The organism is Streptomyces cirratus (assembly GCF_014650775.1).
Classification (GTDB): Bacteria; Actinomycetota; Actinomycetes; order Streptomycetales; family Streptomycetaceae; genus Streptomyces; species Streptomyces cirratus.
Genome location: NZ_BMVP01000002.1, coordinates 146,208 through 165,561, shown reverse-complemented (window position 1 = coordinate 165,561; position 19,354 = coordinate 146,208). Strand labels below are relative to the sequence as shown.

16 protein-coding genes and 1 pseudogene are annotated in these 19,354 nt (G+C 72.1%); 7 read left to right on the top strand and 10 right to left on the bottom strand.

What is annotated here, in order from left to right; genetic code table 11:
* Positions 1–5: 5 nt before the first annotated feature.
* A complete protein-coding gene (locus tag IE207_RS05660) occupies positions 6–365 on the bottom strand; it encodes an NADH-quinone oxidoreductase subunit A (RefSeq protein WP_190182942.1) in 360 nt (119 codons plus the stop codon).
* Positions 366–1,166: 801 nt separating this feature from the next.
* Here IE207_RS05660 and IE207_RS05655 point away from each other — a divergent pair.
* Positions 1,167–2,024, top strand: a complete 858-nt coding sequence (locus tag IE207_RS05655) for a C40 family peptidase (protein WP_190182941.1) — start codon at positions 1,167–1,169, stop codon at positions 2,022–2,024.
* Between the two features lie 194 nt (positions 2,025–2,218).
* On the opposite strand, the gene IE207_RS05650 is transcribed toward IE207_RS05655, so the two are convergent.
* Positions 2,219–2,992, bottom strand: coding sequence for a hypothetical protein (locus IE207_RS05650; RefSeq protein WP_190182940.1), 774 nt, complete (start codon positions 2,990–2,992; stop codon positions 2,219–2,221).
* Between the two features lie 58 nt (positions 2,993–3,050).
* Here IE207_RS05650 and IE207_RS05645 point away from each other — a divergent pair.
* Positions 3,051–4,246, top strand: a pseudogene (locus tag IE207_RS05645) (ABC transporter permease); the annotation flags it as partial.
* Positions 4,247–4,296: 50 nt separating this feature from the next.
* Positions 4,297–4,587 (top strand): hypothetical protein, encoded by a 291-nt coding sequence (locus tag IE207_RS05640; protein ID WP_190182939.1) that lies wholly within the window; start codon positions 4,297–4,299, stop codon positions 4,585–4,587.
* Positions 4,588–4,595: 8 nt separating this feature from the next.
* Here the strand turns inward: IE207_RS05640 and IE207_RS05635 are convergent, their stop codons facing one another.
* Entirely contained in the window at positions 4,596–5,879 is a 1,284-nt protein-coding gene (locus tag IE207_RS05635; RefSeq protein WP_190183584.1) for a geranylgeranyl reductase family protein, read from the bottom strand.
* Between the two features lie 110 nt (positions 5,880–5,989).
* Between IE207_RS05635 and IE207_RS05630 the strand changes: the two genes are divergently transcribed.
* Positions 5,990–6,511, top strand: coding sequence for a GNAT family N-acetyltransferase (locus tag IE207_RS05630; RefSeq protein WP_190182938.1), 522 nt, complete (start codon positions 5,990–5,992; stop codon positions 6,509–6,511).
* Between the two features lie 125 nt (positions 6,512–6,636).
* Here IE207_RS05630 and IE207_RS05625 read toward each other — a convergent pair whose 3' ends face one another.
* From IE207_RS05625 to IE207_RS05600, 6 genes are all read right to left on the bottom strand, one after another.
* Complete coding sequence (locus tag IE207_RS05625) at positions 6,637–7,566, bottom strand: glutaminase (RefSeq protein ID WP_190182937.1); 930 nt, start codon at positions 7,564–7,566, stop codon at positions 6,637–6,639.
* A gap of 23 nt (positions 7,567–7,589) precedes the next feature.
* Entirely contained in the window at positions 7,590–8,282 is a 693-nt protein-coding gene (locus IE207_RS05620) for a demethylmenaquinone methyltransferase (RefSeq protein WP_190182936.1), read from the bottom strand.
* Between the two features lie 86 nt (positions 8,283–8,368).
* A complete protein-coding gene (locus IE207_RS05615) occupies positions 8,369–9,043 on the bottom strand; it encodes an imidazolonepropionase-like domain-containing protein (protein WP_190182935.1) in 675 nt (224 codons plus the stop codon).
* 6 nt (positions 9,044–9,049) lie between these two features.
* A complete protein-coding gene (gene mqnC / locus IE207_RS05610; protein WP_190182934.1) occupies positions 9,050–10,249 on the bottom strand; it encodes a cyclic dehypoxanthinyl futalosine synthase in 1,200 nt (399 codons plus the stop codon).
* A gap of 103 nt (positions 10,250–10,352) precedes the next feature.
* Positions 10,353–11,978 (bottom strand): serine/threonine-protein kinase, encoded by a 1,626-nt coding sequence (locus IE207_RS05605; protein ID WP_190182933.1) that lies wholly within the window; start codon positions 11,976–11,978, stop codon positions 10,353–10,355.
* Positions 11,979–12,300: 322 nt separating this feature from the next.
* The gene (locus IE207_RS05600) at positions 12,301–13,164 is read right to left on the bottom strand and encodes a menaquinone biosynthetic enzyme MqnA/MqnD family protein (RefSeq protein WP_190182932.1); all 864 of its coding nucleotides are present in this window, start codon (positions 13,162–13,164) and stop codon (positions 12,301–12,303) included.
* A gap of 237 nt (positions 13,165–13,401) precedes the next feature.
* Between IE207_RS05600 and IE207_RS05595 the strand changes: the two genes are divergently transcribed.
* Positions 13,402–13,605 (top strand): cold-shock protein, encoded by a 204-nt coding sequence (locus IE207_RS05595; protein WP_007265804.1) that lies wholly within the window; start codon positions 13,402–13,404, stop codon positions 13,603–13,605.
* 167 nt (positions 13,606–13,772) lie between these two features.
* On the opposite strand, the gene IE207_RS05590 is transcribed toward IE207_RS05595, so the two are convergent.
* Complete coding sequence (locus IE207_RS05590) at positions 13,773–15,449, bottom strand: lytic transglycosylase domain-containing protein (protein WP_229873385.1); 1,677 nt, start codon at positions 15,447–15,449, stop codon at positions 13,773–13,775.
* Positions 15,450–15,869: 420 nt separating this feature from the next.
* On the opposite strand from IE207_RS05590, the gene IE207_RS05585 reads away from it, so the two are divergent.
* Positions 15,870–16,652: an SDR family oxidoreductase gene (locus IE207_RS05585; RefSeq protein WP_190182930.1), complete on the top strand. Its 783-nt coding sequence runs from the start codon at positions 15,870–15,872 to the stop codon at positions 16,650–16,652.
* A gap of 40 nt (positions 16,653–16,692) precedes the next feature.
* Positions 16,693–19,269, top strand: coding sequence for a bifunctional FO biosynthesis protein CofGH (locus tag IE207_RS05580; protein WP_190182929.1), 2,577 nt, complete (start codon positions 16,693–16,695; stop codon positions 19,267–19,269).
* The last annotated feature ends 85 nt before the right edge of the window (positions 19,270–19,354 follow it).

Below are 19,354 nucleotides of genomic sequence, written 5' to 3'. Positions count from 1 at the left end.
GCCCCTCAGTCCCATTCCAGGCCGCCGCGGCGCCAGACGTAGGCGTAGGCGACGAAGACGGTGAGCACGAAGAGCAGCATCTCGACGAGCCCGAAGATCCCCAGGGAGTCGAAGGTGACGGCCCAGGGGTAGAGGAAGACGATCTCGATGTCGAAGACGATGAAGAGCATCGCCGTCAGGTAGTACTTGATGGGGAAGCGGCCGCCGCCGGCCGGCATGGGAGTGGGCTCGATGCCGCACTCGTACGCTTCGAGCTTCGCCCGGTTGTACCGTTTTGGGCCGATCAGCGTGGCCATGACCACGGAGAAGATCGCAAACCCTGCGCCGAGGGCGCCGAGCACGAGGATGGGTGCGTACGCATTCACGCTCCTCGCTCCTTCCAGTCGTCCTTGACCGTTGGACCGCTGTGCCGGCGCCGAGCGCCCCGCCTCGCGAAGATCTTGTACATGTGAGGCAGTTCACAAGCCGGACTGGTGCGCATCTTATGCCTGCCGATCTGTGATCTGCGACACGGGTAACAACAACGAGTTTGTGATCTCCACCACCCGACGAACGATCATGAAGTCCGATGAGCGGTGATCTTCATACGCAAGGCATCCACATGACTACCAAAGGTGACATCTGCACCCGTCACCCCAGGTGGGAGCGGGGTTGCACTATCAAACGATGGCCATTGCAGGCAAATTGGCCACGGGGCGGACCCGGTGGTAAAGGAATCCGAGTCGCCCGCCCGGGGGAGCGGCCGGGGACGGGAGTGGACGCGGGGGCGGCGCCGGGGTCCGTCGCCCGGGATCCGTCGCCCGGGATCCGCAAGATCGCGGAGCCTCGGAAGCTGTGCATCCGTTCACGAACGCCACCGGAAGCTCACAGCGTGATCACGGACCGGCCACAGCGCCCGCACAGCGGTAGGTAACTGTGACCTGCGCCACACGGAATCGAGGCCGCCGAAAGGGGGCTTGGCCAACTGTCGGGCGGAATGGTAGGCGCGGATCAATTCGGACTTATTAGAGAAACCCCTTGATCACAGGCTTGTGAGCGCCTGTCCGATTCGCCCGTTACGGCGTCAATATCCCGCGCAACGCGCCCGGTTAGCGCGCTTCGCACGCAACTGTGGCGCACACCACGTTTCTTGAAGCCGACCGCTGCGCCCTGATAGCGGTTGTCCCATGTCCCACACCGCTCACATACCCAGCCACCGGAAGCCCCGCCGCAGTACCTCGAAGCTCGCGGTCCGCGCCGGAGTTGCCGGTGGCGTCCTCAGCACCCTCGCCATGGCCGGCACCGCGAGCGCGTCCCCGTCCGCCGAGCCCGTGGCCGAGACGACGCTCGAAATGCCGGTCCTGAGCCTGGACCTGACCGCCGACGTCGCCTCCGCGGTCACCACCGCAGCAGAGAACACCCGCGTGGCAGCCGTCGAGGCGGCCGTCACCGGCGAGCTGAACGCCCAGGAGGAGAGCGCCCGCAGCGGCGCCGCCGCCGAGGCCAAGCAGGCCAAGGAACAGGCCCAGCAGAAGGCCGAGAAGACGGCCAAGGAGGAGGCGGACCGCAAGGCCGAGGCCGAGCGCGCCACCCGCAGCTCCGGCCGCACCACCCTCCAGACCGCCTCCGCCTCCGCGTCCGCCGGCGCCTCCGCCGACGACGGCGAGGGCACGGTCACCGCCCCGGCGACCGGTTCGGCCTCCGCCATCATCAACTTCGCCCGCAACCAGGTCGGCAAGGCGTACGTCATGGGCGGCACCGGCCCGTCCTCGTACGACTGCTCCGGCCTCGTGCAGGCCGCGTACCGCAAGGCGGGCATCTCCCTGCCGCGCATGTCCCAGGACCAGTCCTCGGAGGGCACCTCGGTGTCGCTGAGCAACCTCCAGCCGGGCGACGTCCTGTACTGGGGCTCCCGCGGCAACGCGTACCACGTCGCCCTGTACGTCGGCGGCGGCAAGTTCATCGGCGCGCAGAACCCCAGCACGGGCATCGTCGAGCGCAGCCTCAGCTACGACATGCCGACGGGCGCCGTCCGCATCCTCTGACGCCCCCGAGGCCACAGAGAGCCGCACAGGCCCCACTGGGCCCAGTGGGGCTCTCTGGCCTCCCGAAGGGACCCGCAAGCCGCCTGAGCCGCCCTCAGGGGCCCTGGCGGGCCCTTCCGGCCACCTTGCGCCACGCGAAAGGGCCGGTACTCCCCCGCTCGGGGGCGGAGTACCGGCCCTCGGCCGTACCCGGTTCAGCCGGCCGAGGCCGCCAGCTTGAAGCGGGCGGCCCGCTGCCGCTCGTAGAGGGCGAGCGTCTGCGCGTTCTCCTCGGCCAGCCGCTGCTGGTAGGCCTTCTCGACGGCGTACCAGATCCCCACGAGGTTCACCTCGCGCTTGCACGAGACGTCGGCCTTCGCCGCCGAAACGGCCTTGGCGCCTCCCAAGTCGCTCTGGAGATCCAGCTTCTCGACCACCTCGTACGGGGTTTTGATCCCGGTGTAACCGGACTTGTCCATGCAGGCGGGCCACCTGCGCAGGACGTCGACGACCCGGGAGTCCCCCTTGGAGCGGTCGTGCGCCTCGCCCGCCAGACCGAAGGCGAAGAGCAGGTCCACGCTGTCCTTGGCCGGCGCGTACAGCTTGCGGTACGCCTCCCGCCCGCAGCCCCCGGCCGGCACCTTGCGGCCACCGACCTCGATGCCGCTGTCCACGCGCGCGGCGTCCTCCTCGTTGAGCGCGTCGGGGGCCGGCGGTGCGCCCAGCCCGCCGCCGCCCGGCGGTTCACCGTGCAGGACGGTGTACGCGCTGTCGCTCAGCTTCGGGGAGGGCGGCTTGGCCGGTTTCCCCTCGCCCGCGGTCTTCTCGTACCCGTGGGCCGCCGCACGCGCCGGGTCGGCCAGGCCGAACAGATAGGCGTGCCGGTCCTCGGTCGCCCCGGCCGGGGCGCGTTCGACCGCCGTCACCCCCTCGTACGCGAACCCGTACCGGGCCATGCCCCGGGCGACGAGGCCCTCCTGCACCACCATCCGCGACGGGCGGCTCAGCCGGTGAGCGCCGTCCGCCCCAGCCGGCTGTCCCCGTTGCGACACCGTCTCCGAGGCCGTCGCGGGCATGCTGCGCCGCCCCGGGCGGGCCGTGCTCACCGCGCTCGGCACGGTCCTCGGCGTCGGCAGCTTCGTCGCCGTCCTGGGCCTGACCGCCACCATCTCCTCGCAGATCGACGGCCGGTTCAACGTCCTGACCGCCACCGAGGTGAGCGTCGCCGACGTCGCCGCCCAGCACGACCCGTTCGCCGGCCCGGCCTTCCCCGCCGACGCCGGACAACGGCTGCACCAGGTCGCCGGCATCGCCCACGCCGGGGTGCTCTGGACCGTGCGGCTCGACCCGGGCACCCCGATCGGCGCGCTCCCACCGGCCGGCGGCCCCGGCGCGGCGGGCACCGCGGGCGGCACCTCCGTGGTCGCCGCCTCCCCCGGGGCCGTCGCCGCCCTGGCCCCGACGCTGCGCCAGGGCCGGCTCTACGACGAGTACGCCGAACGCGGCCACCTGCGGGTCGCGCTCCTCGGCGGCGGGGTGGCCGACCGCCTCGGCATCACCACCCTGGCGACCCGGCCCGTGGTCTTCGTCGGCGAGGAGCCGTTCACCGTCTGCGGCATCATCGGCGATGTCGAACGCCGCCCCGAGCACCTGCTGTCGGTCCTGGTCCCGAGGTCCACGGCCGAGGAACTGTGGGGGCCACCGGGCCCGTCCGGCGCCCACCTCCTCATCGCCACCGAACTCGGCGCCGCCCGGCAGGTCGCCGGCCTCGCCCCGCTCGCGCTGCGCCCCGACCACCCCGAATACCTGAAAGCGGTGCCGCCTCCCGACCCCCGGCTGCTGCGCTCGGGGGTGACCTCCGACCTCAGCGCCCTGTTCCTGCTGCTGGCCGGAATCTGCCTGGTCATCGGCGCGGTCGGGTCGCCACCACGACGCTCGTCGCCGTCCTGGAACGGACCGGGGAGATCGGGCTGCGCCGTGCGTTGGGGGCCCGCGGGCGCCACGTGGCGGCCCAGTTCCTCGCCGAGTCCGCCGCGCTGGGGGCGCTCGGCGGCCTGGTGGGAACGTCCCTCGGCGAGCTGACGGTGGTCGGGGTGTCCCTCGTACGGGACTGGACGCCGGTCATCCACCCGCTGACGGTGGCCGCGGCTCCGCTCGCCGGGCTCGTCACCGGACTGCTGGCCGGCGTGCATCCCGCCTGGCGGGCTGCCCGTGTGGAACCGGCCGAAGCCCTGCGAAGATAGCGGAGGCGCAGTGCCCGCCCGCCCCGATTTCACCTGAGGAGGTGGTGGCCGTGTTGAGCGAGAACGCCCCCGAGGACGCAGGGTTCGACGTGAACACAGCGGACTCCGCGGACTGCGCGCACGCCACCGCAGACCCCACCGCCGTGCCGGCCGCCGCCGGGCTCTTCCTGCTCGCCGTCGGCGGCTGGCTCCTCAACACCGCCCGCCCCTGGCACAAACCAGGACATCCACTCACCCTGGGCCTCGGCTGGGCGGCCAGCCTGACGATGCTCCTGTACGGCCTGCTCCTCCTGGCCCGCTCCGTCCGCACCGTCCACGGCACGGACGCCGAAGACGCGTAGCCACCCCGTCAGGCCTTGGGGGCGACCTTCGAGAGGCCGTTGATGATGCGGTCCATCGCGTCGCCGCCCGTGGGGTCGGTGAGGTTGGCCAGCATCTTGAGGGTGAACCGCATCAGGACCGGGTGGCTCAGGCCACGCTGCGCGGCGACCTTCATCACCTTCGGGTTGCCGATCAGCTTCACGAAGGCGCGGCCCAGCGTGTAGTAGCCGCCGTACGTCTCCTTGAGCACCTTCGGATAGCTGTGCAGGGCCAGTTCCCGCTGCGCCGGGGTGGCGCGGGCGTGGGCCTGGACGATGACGTCCGCCGCGATCTGCCCCGACTCCATCGCATAGGCGATGCCCTCGCCGTTGAACGGGTTGACGAGCCCGCCCGCGTCACCGACCAGCAGCAGGCCCTTCGTGTAGTGCGGCTGCCGGTTGAAGGCCATCGGCAGGGCCGCGCCGCGGATCGGCTGCGTCATGTTCTCCGGGGTGTACCCCCAGTCCTGCGGCATGGACGCGCACCAGGCCTTGAGGACCTCGCGCCAGTCCAGCTCCTTGAACGCGGAGGACGAGTTGAGGATGCCGAGGCCGACGTTCGACGTACCGTCGCCCATGCCGAAGATCCAGCCGTAGCCCGGCAGCAGCCGGTCCTGCGGACCCCGCCGGTCCCACAGCTCCAGCCAGGACTCCAGGTAGTCGTCGTCGTGCCGCGGCGAGGTGAAGTACGTGCGCACCGCCACGCCCATCGGGCGGTCCTCGCGCCGGTGCAGGCCCATCGCCAGCGAGAGGCGGGAGGAGTTGCCGTCCGCGGCGACGACCAGCGGCGCCTTGAAGGTGACCGGCGTCTTCTCCTCGCCCAGCTTCGCCTGCACACCCGTGATGTGGCCGGTGCGCGGGTCCCGGACGGGCTCGCCGACGTTGCAGCGCTCGTACAACCGCGCCCCGGCCTTCTGCGCCTGGCGGGCCAGGGTCTCGTCGAAGTCGTCGCGCTTGCGTACGAGTCCGTAGTCCGGATAGGAGGCGAGTTCCGGCCAGTCCAGCTGGAGCCGCTGCCCGCCGCCGATGATCCGCAGGCCCTTGTTGCGCAGCCAGCCGGCCTCTTCGGAGATGTCGATGCCCATGGAGACCAGCTGCTTGGTGGCGCGCGGGGTCAGCCCGTCGCCGCACACCTTCTCGCGCGGGAAGGCCGTCTTCTCCAGCAGCAGCACGTCCAGCCCCGCCTTGGCGAGGTAGTAGGCGGTGGTGGAGCCGGCGGGTCCGGCCCCGACGACGATCACATCAGCGGAGTGTTCGGAGAGGGGCTCGGTCACTGCCTCGGTCACTGCGGGCTCTCCCGAAGGCTCGATAAAGGGTGCCCAACGGCACGGGACATGTCGCAGTCTATGCAGCGGAAGAGATCGCGATCCGAAGGGCTGCCCCTGTGACCACCTCGCCGACCCGGCCGCCGCTCCCGGCCGTACAGCTCCGCGTGCCCACCGATGAGGACGCGCACGCCTGGCACGCCGTCTTCGACGACACCGACGTCATGGAGTTCCTGGGCGGCCCCGCCGAGCTCTCGCTGTACGAGGAGTTCACGGCGCGGCAGCGCATGCACGACGCCCGGCTCGGCTACTGCCTGTGGACCCTGCTGGACGAGCAGGGGGCGGTGATCGGGTTCACCGGCGCGCAGCCGTGGCCGCAGGAGGACTGGGGGCCCGTCGGGGAGATCGAGATCGGTTGGCGGCTGGGGCGTTCAGCATGGGGGAAGGGGTACGCGTACGCCGCTGCGCTGGCCACCCTCGACCGGCTCAGGGAGGCCGGGGTCCCGCACGTGGTCGCGATGATCCACGCCCGGAACGCGCGTTCGGTGGCGGTGGCGGAGCGGCTGGGCATGGACCTGGCCGAGGAGTTCACCAGCCCGGGCGGCAACCCGGGCCGCCGCTACGAGCTGGCCCTCGCCTGAGCCGCCCGGCGCGGTACCACCGGCGGCCCGGAGCCCGGAAGGCGCCCCGGCGCCGACCGGTGCAAGGGGCCCAGTGGGAGGGGCGCCGAGGAAGGGCCCAGCGGAAGGGCTCAGTGGAAGGGGCGTCAGAAGACGGACATGCCGGTCAGGGTCGTGAAGCGGTCCAGTGCCGCCACGCCCGCGACCGAGTTGCCGTGCGCGTCCAGCCCCGGACTCCACACCGCCAGCGCACACCGGCCCGGCACCACGGCGACGATGCCGCCGCCGACGCCGCTCTTGCCCGGCAGGCCGACGCGGTAGGCGAACTCGCCTGCCGCGTCGTACGTCCCGCAGGTCAGCATCACCGCGTTGATCTGCTTCGCCCCGCTGCGCGTCAGCAGCCGCGAGCCGTCCGCGCGCAGCCCGTGCCGGGCCAGGACCCGGGCGGCGCGCGCCAGGTCGGCGCAGCTCATCTCGATGGAGCACTGCCAGAAGTAGTGGTCCAGCAGTGCCGGTACGGGGTTGTCGATGTTCCCGTAGGAGGCCATGAAGTGGGCCAGCGCCGCGTTGCGGTCGCCGTGCTCGTGCTCGGAGGCCGCCACCTCGGCGTCGAAGGCGACGTCAGGGTTGCCGCTCTCCTCCCGCAGGAACTTGAGCAGTTCGCTGCTCGCGTCGCCCGTCAGCGTCTGGAGCCGGTCGGTCACGACGAGCGCGCCCGCGTTGATGAACGGGTTGCGCGGGATGCCGTTCTCGTACTCCAGCTGCACCAGCGAATTGAACGGGTTGCCGGACGGCTCCCGCCCCACCCGCTCCCACAGGCTGTCGCCGCCCTCGGCCGACAACGCCAGGGCGAGCGTGAACACCTTGGTGATCGACTGGGTGGAGAAGGGCACCTGCCAGTCCCCCACGCCGAAGACCTTGCCGCCCATCGTGACCAGCGCCATCCCGAACTGCGCCGGGTCCACCGAGGCGAGCGCCGGGATGTACTCGGCGGGGGTGCCGGCGCCGACCAGCGGCGCGACGTCCCGCGCGACCTGGTCGAGGACCGCCTGGTAGTCGAACGGCGTGGCGTCCACGGGATCGTCTCCTCCGTACGCCGCTACGCCTTGACCCCGCGGTGCAGCGCGACGATGCCACCGCTCAGGTTCCGCCAGGCGACCTTCGACCAGCCGGCCTTCTGCAGCAGCGCGGCCAGCGCGGGCTGGTCCGGCCACTCCCGGATCGACTCGGCGAGGTACACGTACGCGTCCGGGTTGGAGGACACCGCGCGGGCCACCGGCGGCAGGGCGCGCATCAGGTACTCGGTGTAGAGCGTGCGGAACGGCGCCCACGTCGGCTGGGAGAACTCGCAGATGACCACCTGCCCACCCGGCTTCGTCACCCGGTACAGCTCGCGAAGCGCCGCGTCGGTGTCCTGGACGTTGCGCAGACCGAAGGAGATCGTGACGGTGTCGAAGACGTCGTCCTTGAACGGCAGCTTCGTCGCGTCACCGGCGGTCAGCGGCAGCCAGGCGTGGCGCTTCTTGCCCTCGCGCAGCATCCCGAGGGAGAAGTCGCAGGGGACGACGTACGCGCCGGTCGCGGCGAAGGGCAGCGAGGACGTCGCCGTGCCGGCCGCCAGGTCGAGCACCTTGTGCCCGGGGCGCGCGCCGACCGCCTTGGCGACCTCCTTGCGCCACAGCCGCGCCTGGCCGAGGGAGAGGACGTCGTTGGTGAGGTCGTAGTTCGCCGCGACACCGTCGAACATGGAGGCGACTTCGTGCGGCTGCTTGTCCAGGGAAGCGCGGGTCACTGGCGTAGGCCCCTCGGTGCGGTGTGGCTCGGGTCGGTCGATACCGGGCCATTCTCGCAGGCGGCCCGGCCGTCGCTGCGGGCGGCTCAGCGCCGGCGGTGCAGGAGCCGGCCGCCGATGACGGTGGCCACACAGCTCGTCGCGCCCTGCTCCAGCAGGTCCCGCGCGTCCGCCACCGCGAACACCGCGAAACGGGCCGGGGCGCCCGCCTCCAGCACCCCGTGGAACGCCTCCTCGGCCGCGGCCCGCCCGGCCAGCGGGTCCAGGGACGGCGCGGCCCCGTACGGCAGCGGCGCGATGAGCGCGAGCCCCGACCGCACCACCGCCGTCCGCACCGCCGGCACCGTCAGCCGCCCGGCCACCGCCACCACCCCGCGCGCCAGCAGCTTCTGCGTGGCCCGGCGTGCGCTGTTGCCCCAGCGGGACTCGGTCAGCTCCAGGCCGGCGAGCGCGGTGGTCCCGTACGGGCCGTGGGCGTCGTCGGCGTCCCCGGCGTCGTCGGCGTCCCCGGCGTCGTCGGCGTCCTCGGACTCATCGCGGTAGTACGTCCGCTCCAGCAGCTCGTCCGCCCCGCGCACCAGCAGACCCGGGGTCAGCACCCCGGGCCAGCGGCGGACCCGCGCGTGCGCGAAGGCCGCCCCGAGCTGCTCGTACGGTCCCACCTCGGCGATCCGGCCGCCCTCCACGAGGACGGCCCCGCCGGGCAGCGCGGCGCGGCCCGGTCCGGGGACGAGGAGTTCGGCGGTGTGGAGCGTCAGCACGGGCGGTCAGTTGGTCGAGATGAGCTTCAGCTCGGGGTGCGCCGTGCCGCCCTCGATGGCGGTGGAGGAGATGTGCGAGACCACGCGGTCGTCGACCGGGTCGTTCGCCGGGTCGTCGTGCACGAGGAGGTGCTCGTACGTCGTCGCGCGCTGCGCCGGGACCCGGTCCGCCTTGCGGATCAGGTCGATGATCTCCTGGCGGTTCGAGCGGTGCCTGGCGCCGGCCGAGGAGACGACGTTCTCCTCCAGCATGATCGAGCCGAGGTCGTCCGCACCGTAGTGCAGGGACAGCTGGCCCGCCTCCTTGCCGACGGTCAGCCAGGAGCCCTGGATGTGCGCGATGTTGTCGAGGAACAGGCGGGCGATCGCGATCATCCGCAGGTACTCGAAGACGGTCGCCTGCGTCCGGCCCTTGAGGTGGTTGTTCTCGGGCTGGTACGTGTACGGGATGAACGCGCGGAAGCCGCCCGTGCGGTCCTGCGTGTCACGGATCATCGCGATGTGCTCGATGCGCTCGGCGTTGGTCTCGCCGGTGCCCATCAGCATGGTGGAGGTGGACTCCACACCCAGCTTGTGGGCGATCTCCATGATCTCCAGCCAGCGCTCGCCGGACTCCTTGAGCGGGGCGATCGCCTTGCGCGGCCGCTCCGGCAGCAGCTCGGCGCCGGCGCCCGCGAAGGAGTCGAGACCGGCGGCGTGGATGCGGCGGATCGCCTCTTCGGCGCTCACACCGGAGATCCGGGCCATGTGGTCGACCTCGGACGCGCCGAGGGAGTGGATGACCAGCTGCGGGAACGCCTTCTTGATGGCGGAGAAGTGGTGCTCGTAGTACTCGACGCCGTAGTCCGGGTGGTGGCCGCCCTGGAACATGATCTGCGTGCCGCCCAGCTCCACGGTCTCCGCGCAGCGGCGCAGGATGTCGTCGAGGTCCCGGGACCAGCCCTTCTTCGTGTCCTTGGGGGCGGCGTAGAAGGCGCAGAACTTGCAGGCCGTCACGCACACGTTGGTGTAGTTGATGTTGCGCTCGATGATGTACGTCGCGATGTGCTCGGTACCCGCGTAGCGCAGCCGGCGCGCCGCGTCGGCTGCCTGGCCGAGCGCGTGGAGCGGGGCGTGCCGGTAGAGGTCGAGCGCCTCTTCCTTGGTGATCCGGCCCCCTGCGGCGGCACGGTCGAGGACAGACTGGAGAGCGGCCTGGTCGGTCACCGGTGCTTCACCTTTCGGCGGTGTGTCAAGGTCCGGACCGATCCAGCCTACGCCAGGGGGCTCACGGGCCGGGGCTCAGGGCTGGGGGCTCACGGGCTGGGGCTCACGGGCTGCGGGTGAGGTCGCCTTCGGGGTTTCCGGCCGCGCGGTCTCCGGAGCGGTAGTGGAGGGTTCCGTTGGGGTTGAGCGTGAAGCGCTCGTCGGCCGAGCCGTCGGAGCAGATGCCGGGGGCGGGGTTGGGGCCGCCCGCCGTGTCGAGGACGAGGGAGCGGTCGGTGGCGGAGGCCAGCTTCCAGTCGCCGCTGCAGTCGGTGCCGAAGAGCGGGATGATCGACTTGTCCCGGGCCACCACCTCGCCCGTCCTGCCGCCCTTGATGGTGATCTCGAACTGCCCGGGCGCCCCCAGGTTGGTGGTGGTCGTCCCCTTCCACGTGCCGATCAGCGCCTTCGGCACGGCGTCCCGGGTGCCCCCGGGGGTGGTCGAAGGGGTGGGGGCGGGGCCGGCGGTGGAGGGACCCGCCGAGGTCGACGGCTCGCTGCCGACCGGCGGCCGCCGGCCCTCCTCACCCTGACCGGGCAGCAGACGGAGCCCGTACAGGCCGCCCGACAGCGCCGCCAGCACGGCGGCCACCGTGACGACCACCGTGCAGCTGACACGGCGGCGCCTGCCGGGGCCGCCCTCGCGGTCGCCGTCGCTTCCGGGCGCCTCCGGCACGCGCGGCGCGCCCGTGCGACCCGTGCGGGTGTCGGTGTGGACCGGGGGACTCGGCGAACCCGGGGAACCACCGCCGTCGGGCGGGCCGTAGGGGCCGACCGGGGCCGGGGCCCGCCCCACCTCGGAGTCGAGGTTCAGCAGCGCCACCGCCGCGCGGCTCGCCTCCTCCACCAGGGGCGCGGGCATCCACCCCGGCGTGCGCAGGGCGCCGTCCAGCGCGTCCGCGAGCGCCCCCGGAGCCGGGCGGTCGGCGGGCGCCTTGGCCAGGCAGGCCTCGATGAGTTCGCGCAGCTCCCCGGGCGGAACCCCGTCGAGCTCCGGCGGCTCGTGCACCACCTTGTACAGCAGCGCCGCCGAGTGGTCCCCGGTGAAGGGCGGCCGCCCGCTCGAAGCGAAGGCGAGCACCGCCCCGAGCGAGAACACGTCCGCCGCGCCCGTGACGCCACCGCCGATGATCTGCTCCGGCGCCATGTAGCCCGGCGAGCCGACGGAGACCCCGGTGGAGGTGAGGGAGGCGGTGCCGGCGGTGGCCCGGGCGATCCCGAAGTCGATCAGCCGGGGCCCGGGTCCCTCCAGCGTCAGCATCACGTTCGACGGCTTCACGTCCCGGTGTACGAGGCCCAGCGCGTGCACCGCCACCAGGGCGCGGGCCAGACCCTCGCCGACGGCCCGCACCGAGGCCTCGGGCAGCGCTCCGTACGCGGCCACCGCCCGGTCCAGGGACGGGCCGGCCACGTAGCCGGTCGCCACCCACGGCACCGCCGCGTCCGGGTCGGCGTCCAGCACGGGGGCCGTCCACTGCCCGCCGACCCGCCGGGCGGCCGCGACCTCCCGGCGGAACCGGGCGCGGAACTCCGGGTCGGCGGCGAACTGCGGGTGCACGACCTTGACGGCGACGGTCCGGCCCCCCGCGTTCCGCCCGAGGTACACCCGGCCCATGCCGCCCGCGCCGAGCCGGCCGAGCAGCCGGTACGCGCCGATGGTCCGCGGGTCGTCGGTTTCGAGCGGCTGCATCGCGTCCCTCCCCCGTCCGGCCCCGTGGTCCCCTGTGGCGTGGCCAAGAAGCACCTTAGGGCGGGGCGGGCGGGAGCGGCGGCGGTATCCGCCATCGCGGCAGGGGCGTTGGGCTCCGCTCCCCACGACGCACACCTCGCGGGCGGTGCCCGCAGGCCCGTCGGCTGCGGGCACGTGCTTTGCCGCTATCGCGGCGCGGGGCCGCCGTCGATTCCCGGCGGGAAGTGAAAGGGGAGCGAATTCCCGGGAAACGGGCTATTCCCCTTTCCGCGATACGGAAAGGGGTTCGCTCGCGTTCTCCGCTCCGCGGGCATAAGCCGCGCTAACGCACCGGCGCGGTCGCAGCCAGCAGTTCTACCGCCACATCCGCCGCGTACCCCGAGGCGGAACCGGTCCGGCGGGCGAATTCACGTACGCCGGCCAGCTGGTCCGGGCCGAAGCGGAAGTCGAGGGTGGTGAAGTACCGCTCCAGCAGCTCGGCGTCGAAGGCCTCCCAGCGCGCCGCCTGCTCGGCGACCTTGGTGACCTCCTCCAGGGAGACGTCCCGGGAGGCGAGGAAGGCCTCGTGGACCTTGCGCACGACGACGGGCTCGCGGGCGAGGTAGTCCTTGCGGGCGGCCCAGACGGCGAACACGAACGGCAGTCCGGTCCACTCCTTCCACATCAGCCCCAGGTCGTGCACGGCCAGGCCGAGCCGCGGCGCGTCGTGCAGCGAAGCCCGCAGCGCGGCGTCCCCGATCAGGACCGCGGCCTCGGCCTCCTGCATCATCACCCCCAGGTCAGGGGGGCAGGTGTAGTAGTCGGGCTGCACTCCGTACTGCTCGGCGAGCAGCAGCTGGGCGAGGCGGACGGAGGTCCGGGAGGTCGATCCGAGGGCCACCCGGGCGCCGTCGAGCTGGTCCAGGGGGACCTGCGAGACGATCACGCAGGACATGACGGGGCCGTCACAGCCCACGGCGAGGTCGGGGAAGGCGACGAGCTGGTCGGCGTTGCGGAGGAACTCCACGAGGGTGATCGGCGCGATGTCCAGGTCCCCCTGGACGAGCCGTTCGCTCAGCTTCTCGGGGGTGTCCTTCGTCAGCTCCAGGTCCAGCAGCGTGCCGGTTCTGGCCAGCCCCCAGTAAAGAGGGAGGCAGTTCAGGAACTGGATGTGGCCGACTCGGGGCCGGCTGCGATAGACGTCCACATCGCGAGACTAGCCCCCGGGGTGCCGTCAGCCTCCGGGCGGGTCTCAAACGTCCGGGTGACGTGATCTTTCCCTCTGGTCTCGGCCGCAGGGTGCGTGCTAGGCTCGTCGCAAGTTGCAGTTTGGTTTCCCTTGCAGTACGAGGCCTGCGGAGAATGTGACCCGCAGGCTTTTGTAGTTTTCAGACTTCTTAGCAGGTTCTGGAGCAGGGCGACCCTTTGGCCCATAGGAGGGCTCATGGCTACCGGAACCGTGAAGTGGTTCAACGCTGAAAAGGGCTTCGGCTTCATCGCCCAGGACGGCGGCGGCCCGGATGTCTTCGTCCACTACTCCGCGATCAACGCCTCTGGCTTCCGCTCCCTCGAGGAGAACCAGCAGGTCAACTTCGACGTCACGCAGGGTCCGAAGGGCCCGCAGGCGGAGAACGTCACCCCGGCCTAGTCGCCTGGCCGACCGGATCGCGGTTGGATTAGCAGTACCCAAGGAGCCCTGCCTCCTCCGTGCGAGCGGAGGTGGCGGGGCTCCTGCCTTTTCAATGGGGGTCCGGCACGGCAAACGCCCCCCGGCACCGTGCGTACGGTGCCGGGGGGCGGCTGGTCCGGTTCCCGCTACGGCTTGGCGGCCGTGGCAGTGGGCGTCGGGGTGGGGGTCGGGGTGGGCGTCGCCGGAGCGGTGATCTTGAGCTCCAGGACCAGCTCGACCTTCTCCGGGGTGATGACCCGGAGGAAGTACGTACCGGGTTCCACGTCCGTGGTGAACAGCTCCGGCAGGGTGATCTTCCCGTCGGCGCCGCTCGGGGCGAGGTCGACGGTGAACAGCTTCTTTCCGTCCTGGCCCTTGAAGTACGGACCGGTCGCCTTCGCCGGGTCCACCGGGACCCACACGCCGTCCGCGCCCTTCACGCCCAGGCCCGCGCTGGTCTTCGTACCGACGACCGGCCGGCCCTCGGACGTGGCGACCAGTTGGAAGTCCCTGACGCTGGTACCGACGACGGCCTCCAGCGGCTTCGTGCCGTGGTCGGCCCGCACCAGCAGGTTCGCGACCGGCTTAGCGGTGACGGTGCCCTTGAGCACCACCGTGAAGTTGTCGGCGTCGTAGGCCGAGGCGCGGAAGGAGAAGGTGCCGTCCTTCGGGCCCGCGGTGAGCGCGGGCACGCCGGCGAAGCCCTGGGCGTCGGTGAGGACGACGGCGCTGTCCTTCTTGTCCGCCTGGAAGACCGTGCCGCCGGTGGTGTCCGCCTCGACGGCGAACACGACCTTCTGCCCGACGGCCGGCTTGCCGTCGGAGAGCACCGCCTTGAACTTGGCGCCCGGGGTCAACGCGTCCCCGGCCTCGGCCTTGAGCTCCGGGTCGCCGACCAGCTCGAACTTGGCCAGCCTTGGGGCCGTGGGCTTCGGCTTCTCGGGCACGGTGGGCGGCTTGGGCGCCGGGGGCTTGGGGGCGGACGGCTGGGGCGCGGGGGGCCGCGGGGTGGGCAGGGGGGCCGTGACCGGGGGCGTCGGGTAGTTGCCCGCGGGCGGGTTCGGCACCTCGGCTACGCCGCCGTCCTGGTACTGGCGCATGTAGCCGAGTACGGAGTTCACGTAGTCGCGGGAGTCGTTGTAGCTGAGGATCGCCTGGTCGAGCTTGGCCGGGTCGGAGAGGTCCCGGTCGCCGGCGCACAGGTAGAGTCCGGCGCCCAGCGCGGCGTCGTAGAGGTTGTTCGGGTCGCGCAGGCCGTCGCCGTTGCCGTCGGCGCCCCACGTCTTCCACGTGGAGGGGATGAACTGGAGCGGCCCGACGGCGCGGTCGTACTCGGTGTCCCCGTCCCACTCGCCCTTGTCGGTGTCCTTGATCTGCGCGTAGCCGTTGCCGTCGAGGCGGGGGCCGCGGATCGGCTTCTCGGTGGAGCCGTCGGACTTGAGCCCGTAGCCGGAGGCGTGCACGGACTCGACCCTGCCTATGCCGGCGACCAACTGCCAGGGCAGGTTGCAGTGCGGCAGCGCGGCGGCGACCGACACCGCGGCCCGCTTGTAGGCGTCGAGGGCGGTGGCCGGTATGCCGCTGGCCCCTTCGGGGGCGGCGGCTCCCGGCGGCACGGGCGGGTCGGCGACCAGTCCCGGCAGATCCAGCCGGGCGTCACCGCGGTCGGTGGCCTGCGGACTGTCGGGCGTGGGCTCGGACTCCCCCGCCCCGGCGGTGGGCGTGTTGGTCACCACCGCGGCGGTGGTCAGGCTGGCGGCGAGTGCGGCGGTGCACAGGACTTTGCGCGAGGTGTTGACTACGTGGCGGTGAAGCGGCTTCACAGTGCGGCGATCCCCCCGAGGCGGCCGGCAGTACGTGTGGCAGGGCGTATGGCTGGTCGAGCCGTGAATATTCTGTCTATCAGGTATTCGTCTGCGACTCGCCGTCACCCTGGCAGATTTGACACGCCATTCGTCTCACCTTCGCCAGATGTTCGACGGGTACCGAGGCCCGGGGGGCGGTTTGGGCATGTCCGGGCGGGTTGCGGTTGATGGATCCCCACGTGCGCACGTCCCGGTCACTCGTACGTCAGCTCCTCGACCCGGACTTCGTGGAGGTCGGCGCCCCCGTTCCCCCGGAGGCCGGGTAGCCACTGCGGATGCCGCGTTCGGTCGTCCGCCTCCCGGACCTCGCCTCCGCCTTCCCATTCGGGCTCCGCACCCCTACCCTGACGAGCCGTCAGATGGACAGGAGGAGGGGTCATGCTGCTTCGCGGGAGGACCGTCGTCATCTCCGGGGTCGGGGCCGGGCTCGGACATCAGGTGGCGGCCGCCGTCGTGCGGGACGGGGGGAACGCCGTGCTCGGAGCGCGGACGGCGGCGAACCTCGTCAAGGCCGCCGCCGAGATCGACCCCGACGGCGCGCACACCGCCCACCGCCCCACCGACATCACCGACGAGGCCCAGTGCGAGGCCCTCGCCGCGCTCGCCGTGGAACGGTTCGGCGGCATCGACGCCGTCGTGCACGTGGCCGCCTGGGACTCGTACTTCGGCGGCCTCGAAGACGCCGACTTCGGCACCTGGCAGCAGATCATCGACGTCAACCTCCTCGGCACCCTGCGCATGACCCGGGCCTGTCTGCCCGCGCTCAAGCGGGCCGGCGGGTCCGTCGTCATCATCGGCACCCAGTCCGCCGTGGCCTCCCCGTCCCAGGTGCAGCAGGCCGCGTACGCCGCGTCCAAAGGGGCGCTGACCTCCACCATGTACTCCATGGCGCGGGAGCTCGGCCCCCACCGGATCCGCGTCAACACCGTGCTGCCGGGGTGGATGTGGGGTCCGCCCGTGCAGGCCTTCGTGACGTTCACCGCACACTCCGAAGGCGTGCCGGAAGCCGACGTACGGGCCCGGCTCACCGAGCGGATGGCGCTGCCGGACCTCGCCACCGACGGGGACGTCGCGGACGCCGCCGTCTTCTTCGCCTCCGACCGCGCGCGGGCCATAACCGGCCAGTCCCTGCTGGTCAACGCCGGTGAGCTGATGCGATGACGCTCCCCCGGTCCGGTCGACCGGATCGTATGCTCGGCGCATGACCACTGCGAGTGACGCCCCGACCGACAACGCGATGCGCCGCGCGCTCCGGCGGGCCCGGGACGGCGTCGCGCTCGACGCGACCGAGGCGGCCGTGCTCCTCCAGGCGCGAGGTGCGGCCCTGACGGACCTCGCCGCCTCCGCCGCCCGGGTGCGCGACGCCGGTCTCGCCGCGGCCGGCCGGCCGGGCGTGATCACCTACTCGAAGAGCGTGTTCATCCCCCTCACCCGCCTGTGCCGCGACAAGTGCCACTACTGCACCTTCGCCACCGTCCCCGGCAAGCTCCGCAGGGCCGGTCACGGTATGTACATGTCGCCCGACGAGGTCCTCGACATCGCCCGCCGCGGCGCCGCGCTCGGCTGCAAGGAAGCACTCATCACCCTCGGGGACAAGCCCGAGGACCGCTGGCCCGAGGCGCGCGAGTGGCTGGAGGCGCACGGCTACGACGACACGATCTCCTACGTACGGGCCGTCTCGATCCGCATCCTGGAAGAGACGGGCCTCCTCCCCCACCTCAACCCGGGAGTGATGTCCTGGGCCGACTTCCAGCGCCTCAAGCCGGTCGCCCCGTCGATGGGGATGATGCTGGAGACCACCGCCACCCGCCTGTGGTCCGAGCCGGGCGGCCCGCACCACGGCTCCCCCGACAAGGAGCCGGCGGTCCGGCTGCGCGTCCTGGAGGACGCCGGGCGTTCCTCCGTACCCTTCACCTCCGGCCTGCTCATCGGCATCGGCGAGACGTACGAGGAGCGCGCGGAGTCGCTGTTCGCGCTGCGCCGCGTCTCGCGCGCCTACCACGGCATCCAGGAGCTGATCATCCAGAACTTCCGCGCCAAGCCGGACACGGCGATGCGCGGCATGCCGGACGCGGAACTGGACGACCTCGTCGCGACGATCGCCGTGGCCCGGCACATCATGGGCCCCTCGGCCTGCCTCCAGGCACCGCCCAACCTGGTCGACGGCGAGTACGCGCGGCTGATCGGCGCCGGCATCGACGACTGGGGCGGCGTCTCGCCGCTGACGCCCGACCACGTCAACCCCGAGCGGCCCTGGCCCCAGATCGACCTGCTGGCACAGCAGTCGGCGGCCGTCGGCTTCGAGCTCCGCGAACGGCTGTGCGTGTACCCCGAGTTCGTGCGGCGCGGCGAGCCGTGGCTGGACCCGCGCCTGCTGCCGCACGTACGGGCGCTCGCCGATCCGCAGACGGGGCTGGCGAACGAGGCCGCCGAGGTGACGGGCCACCCGTGGCAGGAGCCGGACGACAGCTTCACCGCCTACGGGCGCACCGACCTGCACGCCACCATCGACACCGAGGGGCGTACGGGCGACCGGCGCGAGGACTTCGACCTCGTCTACGGCGACTGGGAGGCGCTGCGCGAGGCCGCCGCGCCCGGCATGGTGCCCGAGCGCATCGACACGGACGTACGGGCCGCGCTCGCGCAGGCCGCCGACGACCCGACGAAGCTGAGCGACGCCCAGGCGCTGGCGCTGCTGCACGCCGACGGGCCCGCGCTGGACGCGCTGTGCCGGGTCGCGGACGACCTGCGCAGGTCGGTCGTGGGCGAGGACGTCACGTACATCGTCACGCGGAACATCAACTTCACCAACGTCTGCTACACCGGCTGCCGGTTCTGCGCGTTCGCGCAGCGCCGCACGGACGCGGACGCGTACACGCTCTCCTTGGACCAGGTCGCGGACCGGGCCGCGCAGGCGTGGGACGTCGGCGCGGTCGAGGTCTGCATGCAGGGCGGCATCCACCCGGACCTGCCCGGGACGGCGTACTTCGACATCGCGCGGGCGGTGAAGAAGCGGGTGCCGGGCATGCACGTCCACGCGTTCTCGCCGATGGAGGTGGTCAACGGCGCCACGCGGACGGGTCTGTCGGTACGGGAGTGGCTGACCGCCGCCAAGGAGGCCGGGCTGGACTCGATACCGGGTACGGCGGCGGAGATCCTGGACGACGAGGTCCGCTGGGTGCTGACCAAGGGGAAGCTGCCGACGGCCGACTGGATCGACGTGATCACGACGGCGCACGAGCTGGGCATCCGCTCGTCGTCCACGATGATGTACGGGCACGTGGACCAGCCCCGCCACTGGCTCGGCCACCTGCGCACACTGGCCCGCATCCAGCAGCAGACCGGTGGTTTCACGGAGTTCGTGACGCTGCCGTTCATCCACACCAACGCGCCCGTGTACCTGGCGGGCATCGCACGGCCCGGGCCGACGGTGCGGGACAACCGGGCGGTGACGGCGATGGCCCGGATCCTGCTGCACCCGCACATCACCAACATCCAGACGAGCTGGGTGAAGCTGGGTGCGGAGGGCGCGGCCGAGATGCTGCGCTCCGGCGCCAACGACCTGGGCGGCACGCTGATGGAGGAGACCATCTCGCGGATGGCGGGCTCCTCCTACGGCTCGTACAAGTCCGTCCGGGACCTGGTCGCGGTCGCGGAGGCCGCCGGGCGGCCGGCGAAGCCCCGTACGACCCTGTACGGGGAGGTTCCACAGGAGCGCCGGCGTGCGGCCGAGGCGTCGGACGGGCACCTGCCGGAGCTGCTGCCGCTGGTGGACTGACGGGCTGCCGCGGGGGGGCGGGTTGCGGACGGTTTAAGGCCGGGCGGCGGCCCGGTTCCGCCGGCCGTGGGCCGGGTGAACAGGC

Excerpts from the sequence above, each read along its gene's own strand:
- IE207_RS05585 (WP_190182930.1), top strand. The coding sequence starts at position 15,870 with ATGCTGCTTCGCGGGAGGACCGTCGTCATCTCCGGGGTCGGGGCCGGG.
- IE207_RS05655 (WP_190182941.1), top strand. The coding sequence starts at position 1,167 with ATGTCCCACACCGCTCACATACCCAGCCACCGGAAGCCCCGCCGCAGT.
- IE207_RS05650 (WP_190182940.1), bottom strand. The coding sequence starts at position 2,992 with ATGGTGGTGCAGGAGGGCCTCGTCGCCCGGGGCATGGCCCGGTACGGG.
- IE207_RS05605 (WP_190182933.1), bottom strand. The coding sequence starts at position 11,978 with ATGCAGCCGCTCGAAACCGACGACCCGCGGACCATCGGCGCGTACCGG.
- IE207_RS05595 (WP_007265804.1), top strand. The coding sequence starts at position 13,402 with ATGGCTACCGGAACCGTGAAGTGGTTCAACGCTGAAAAGGGCTTCGGC.
- IE207_RS05580 (WP_190182929.1), top strand. The coding sequence starts at position 16,693 with ATGACCACTGCGAGTGACGCCCCGACCGACAACGCGATGCGCCGCGCG.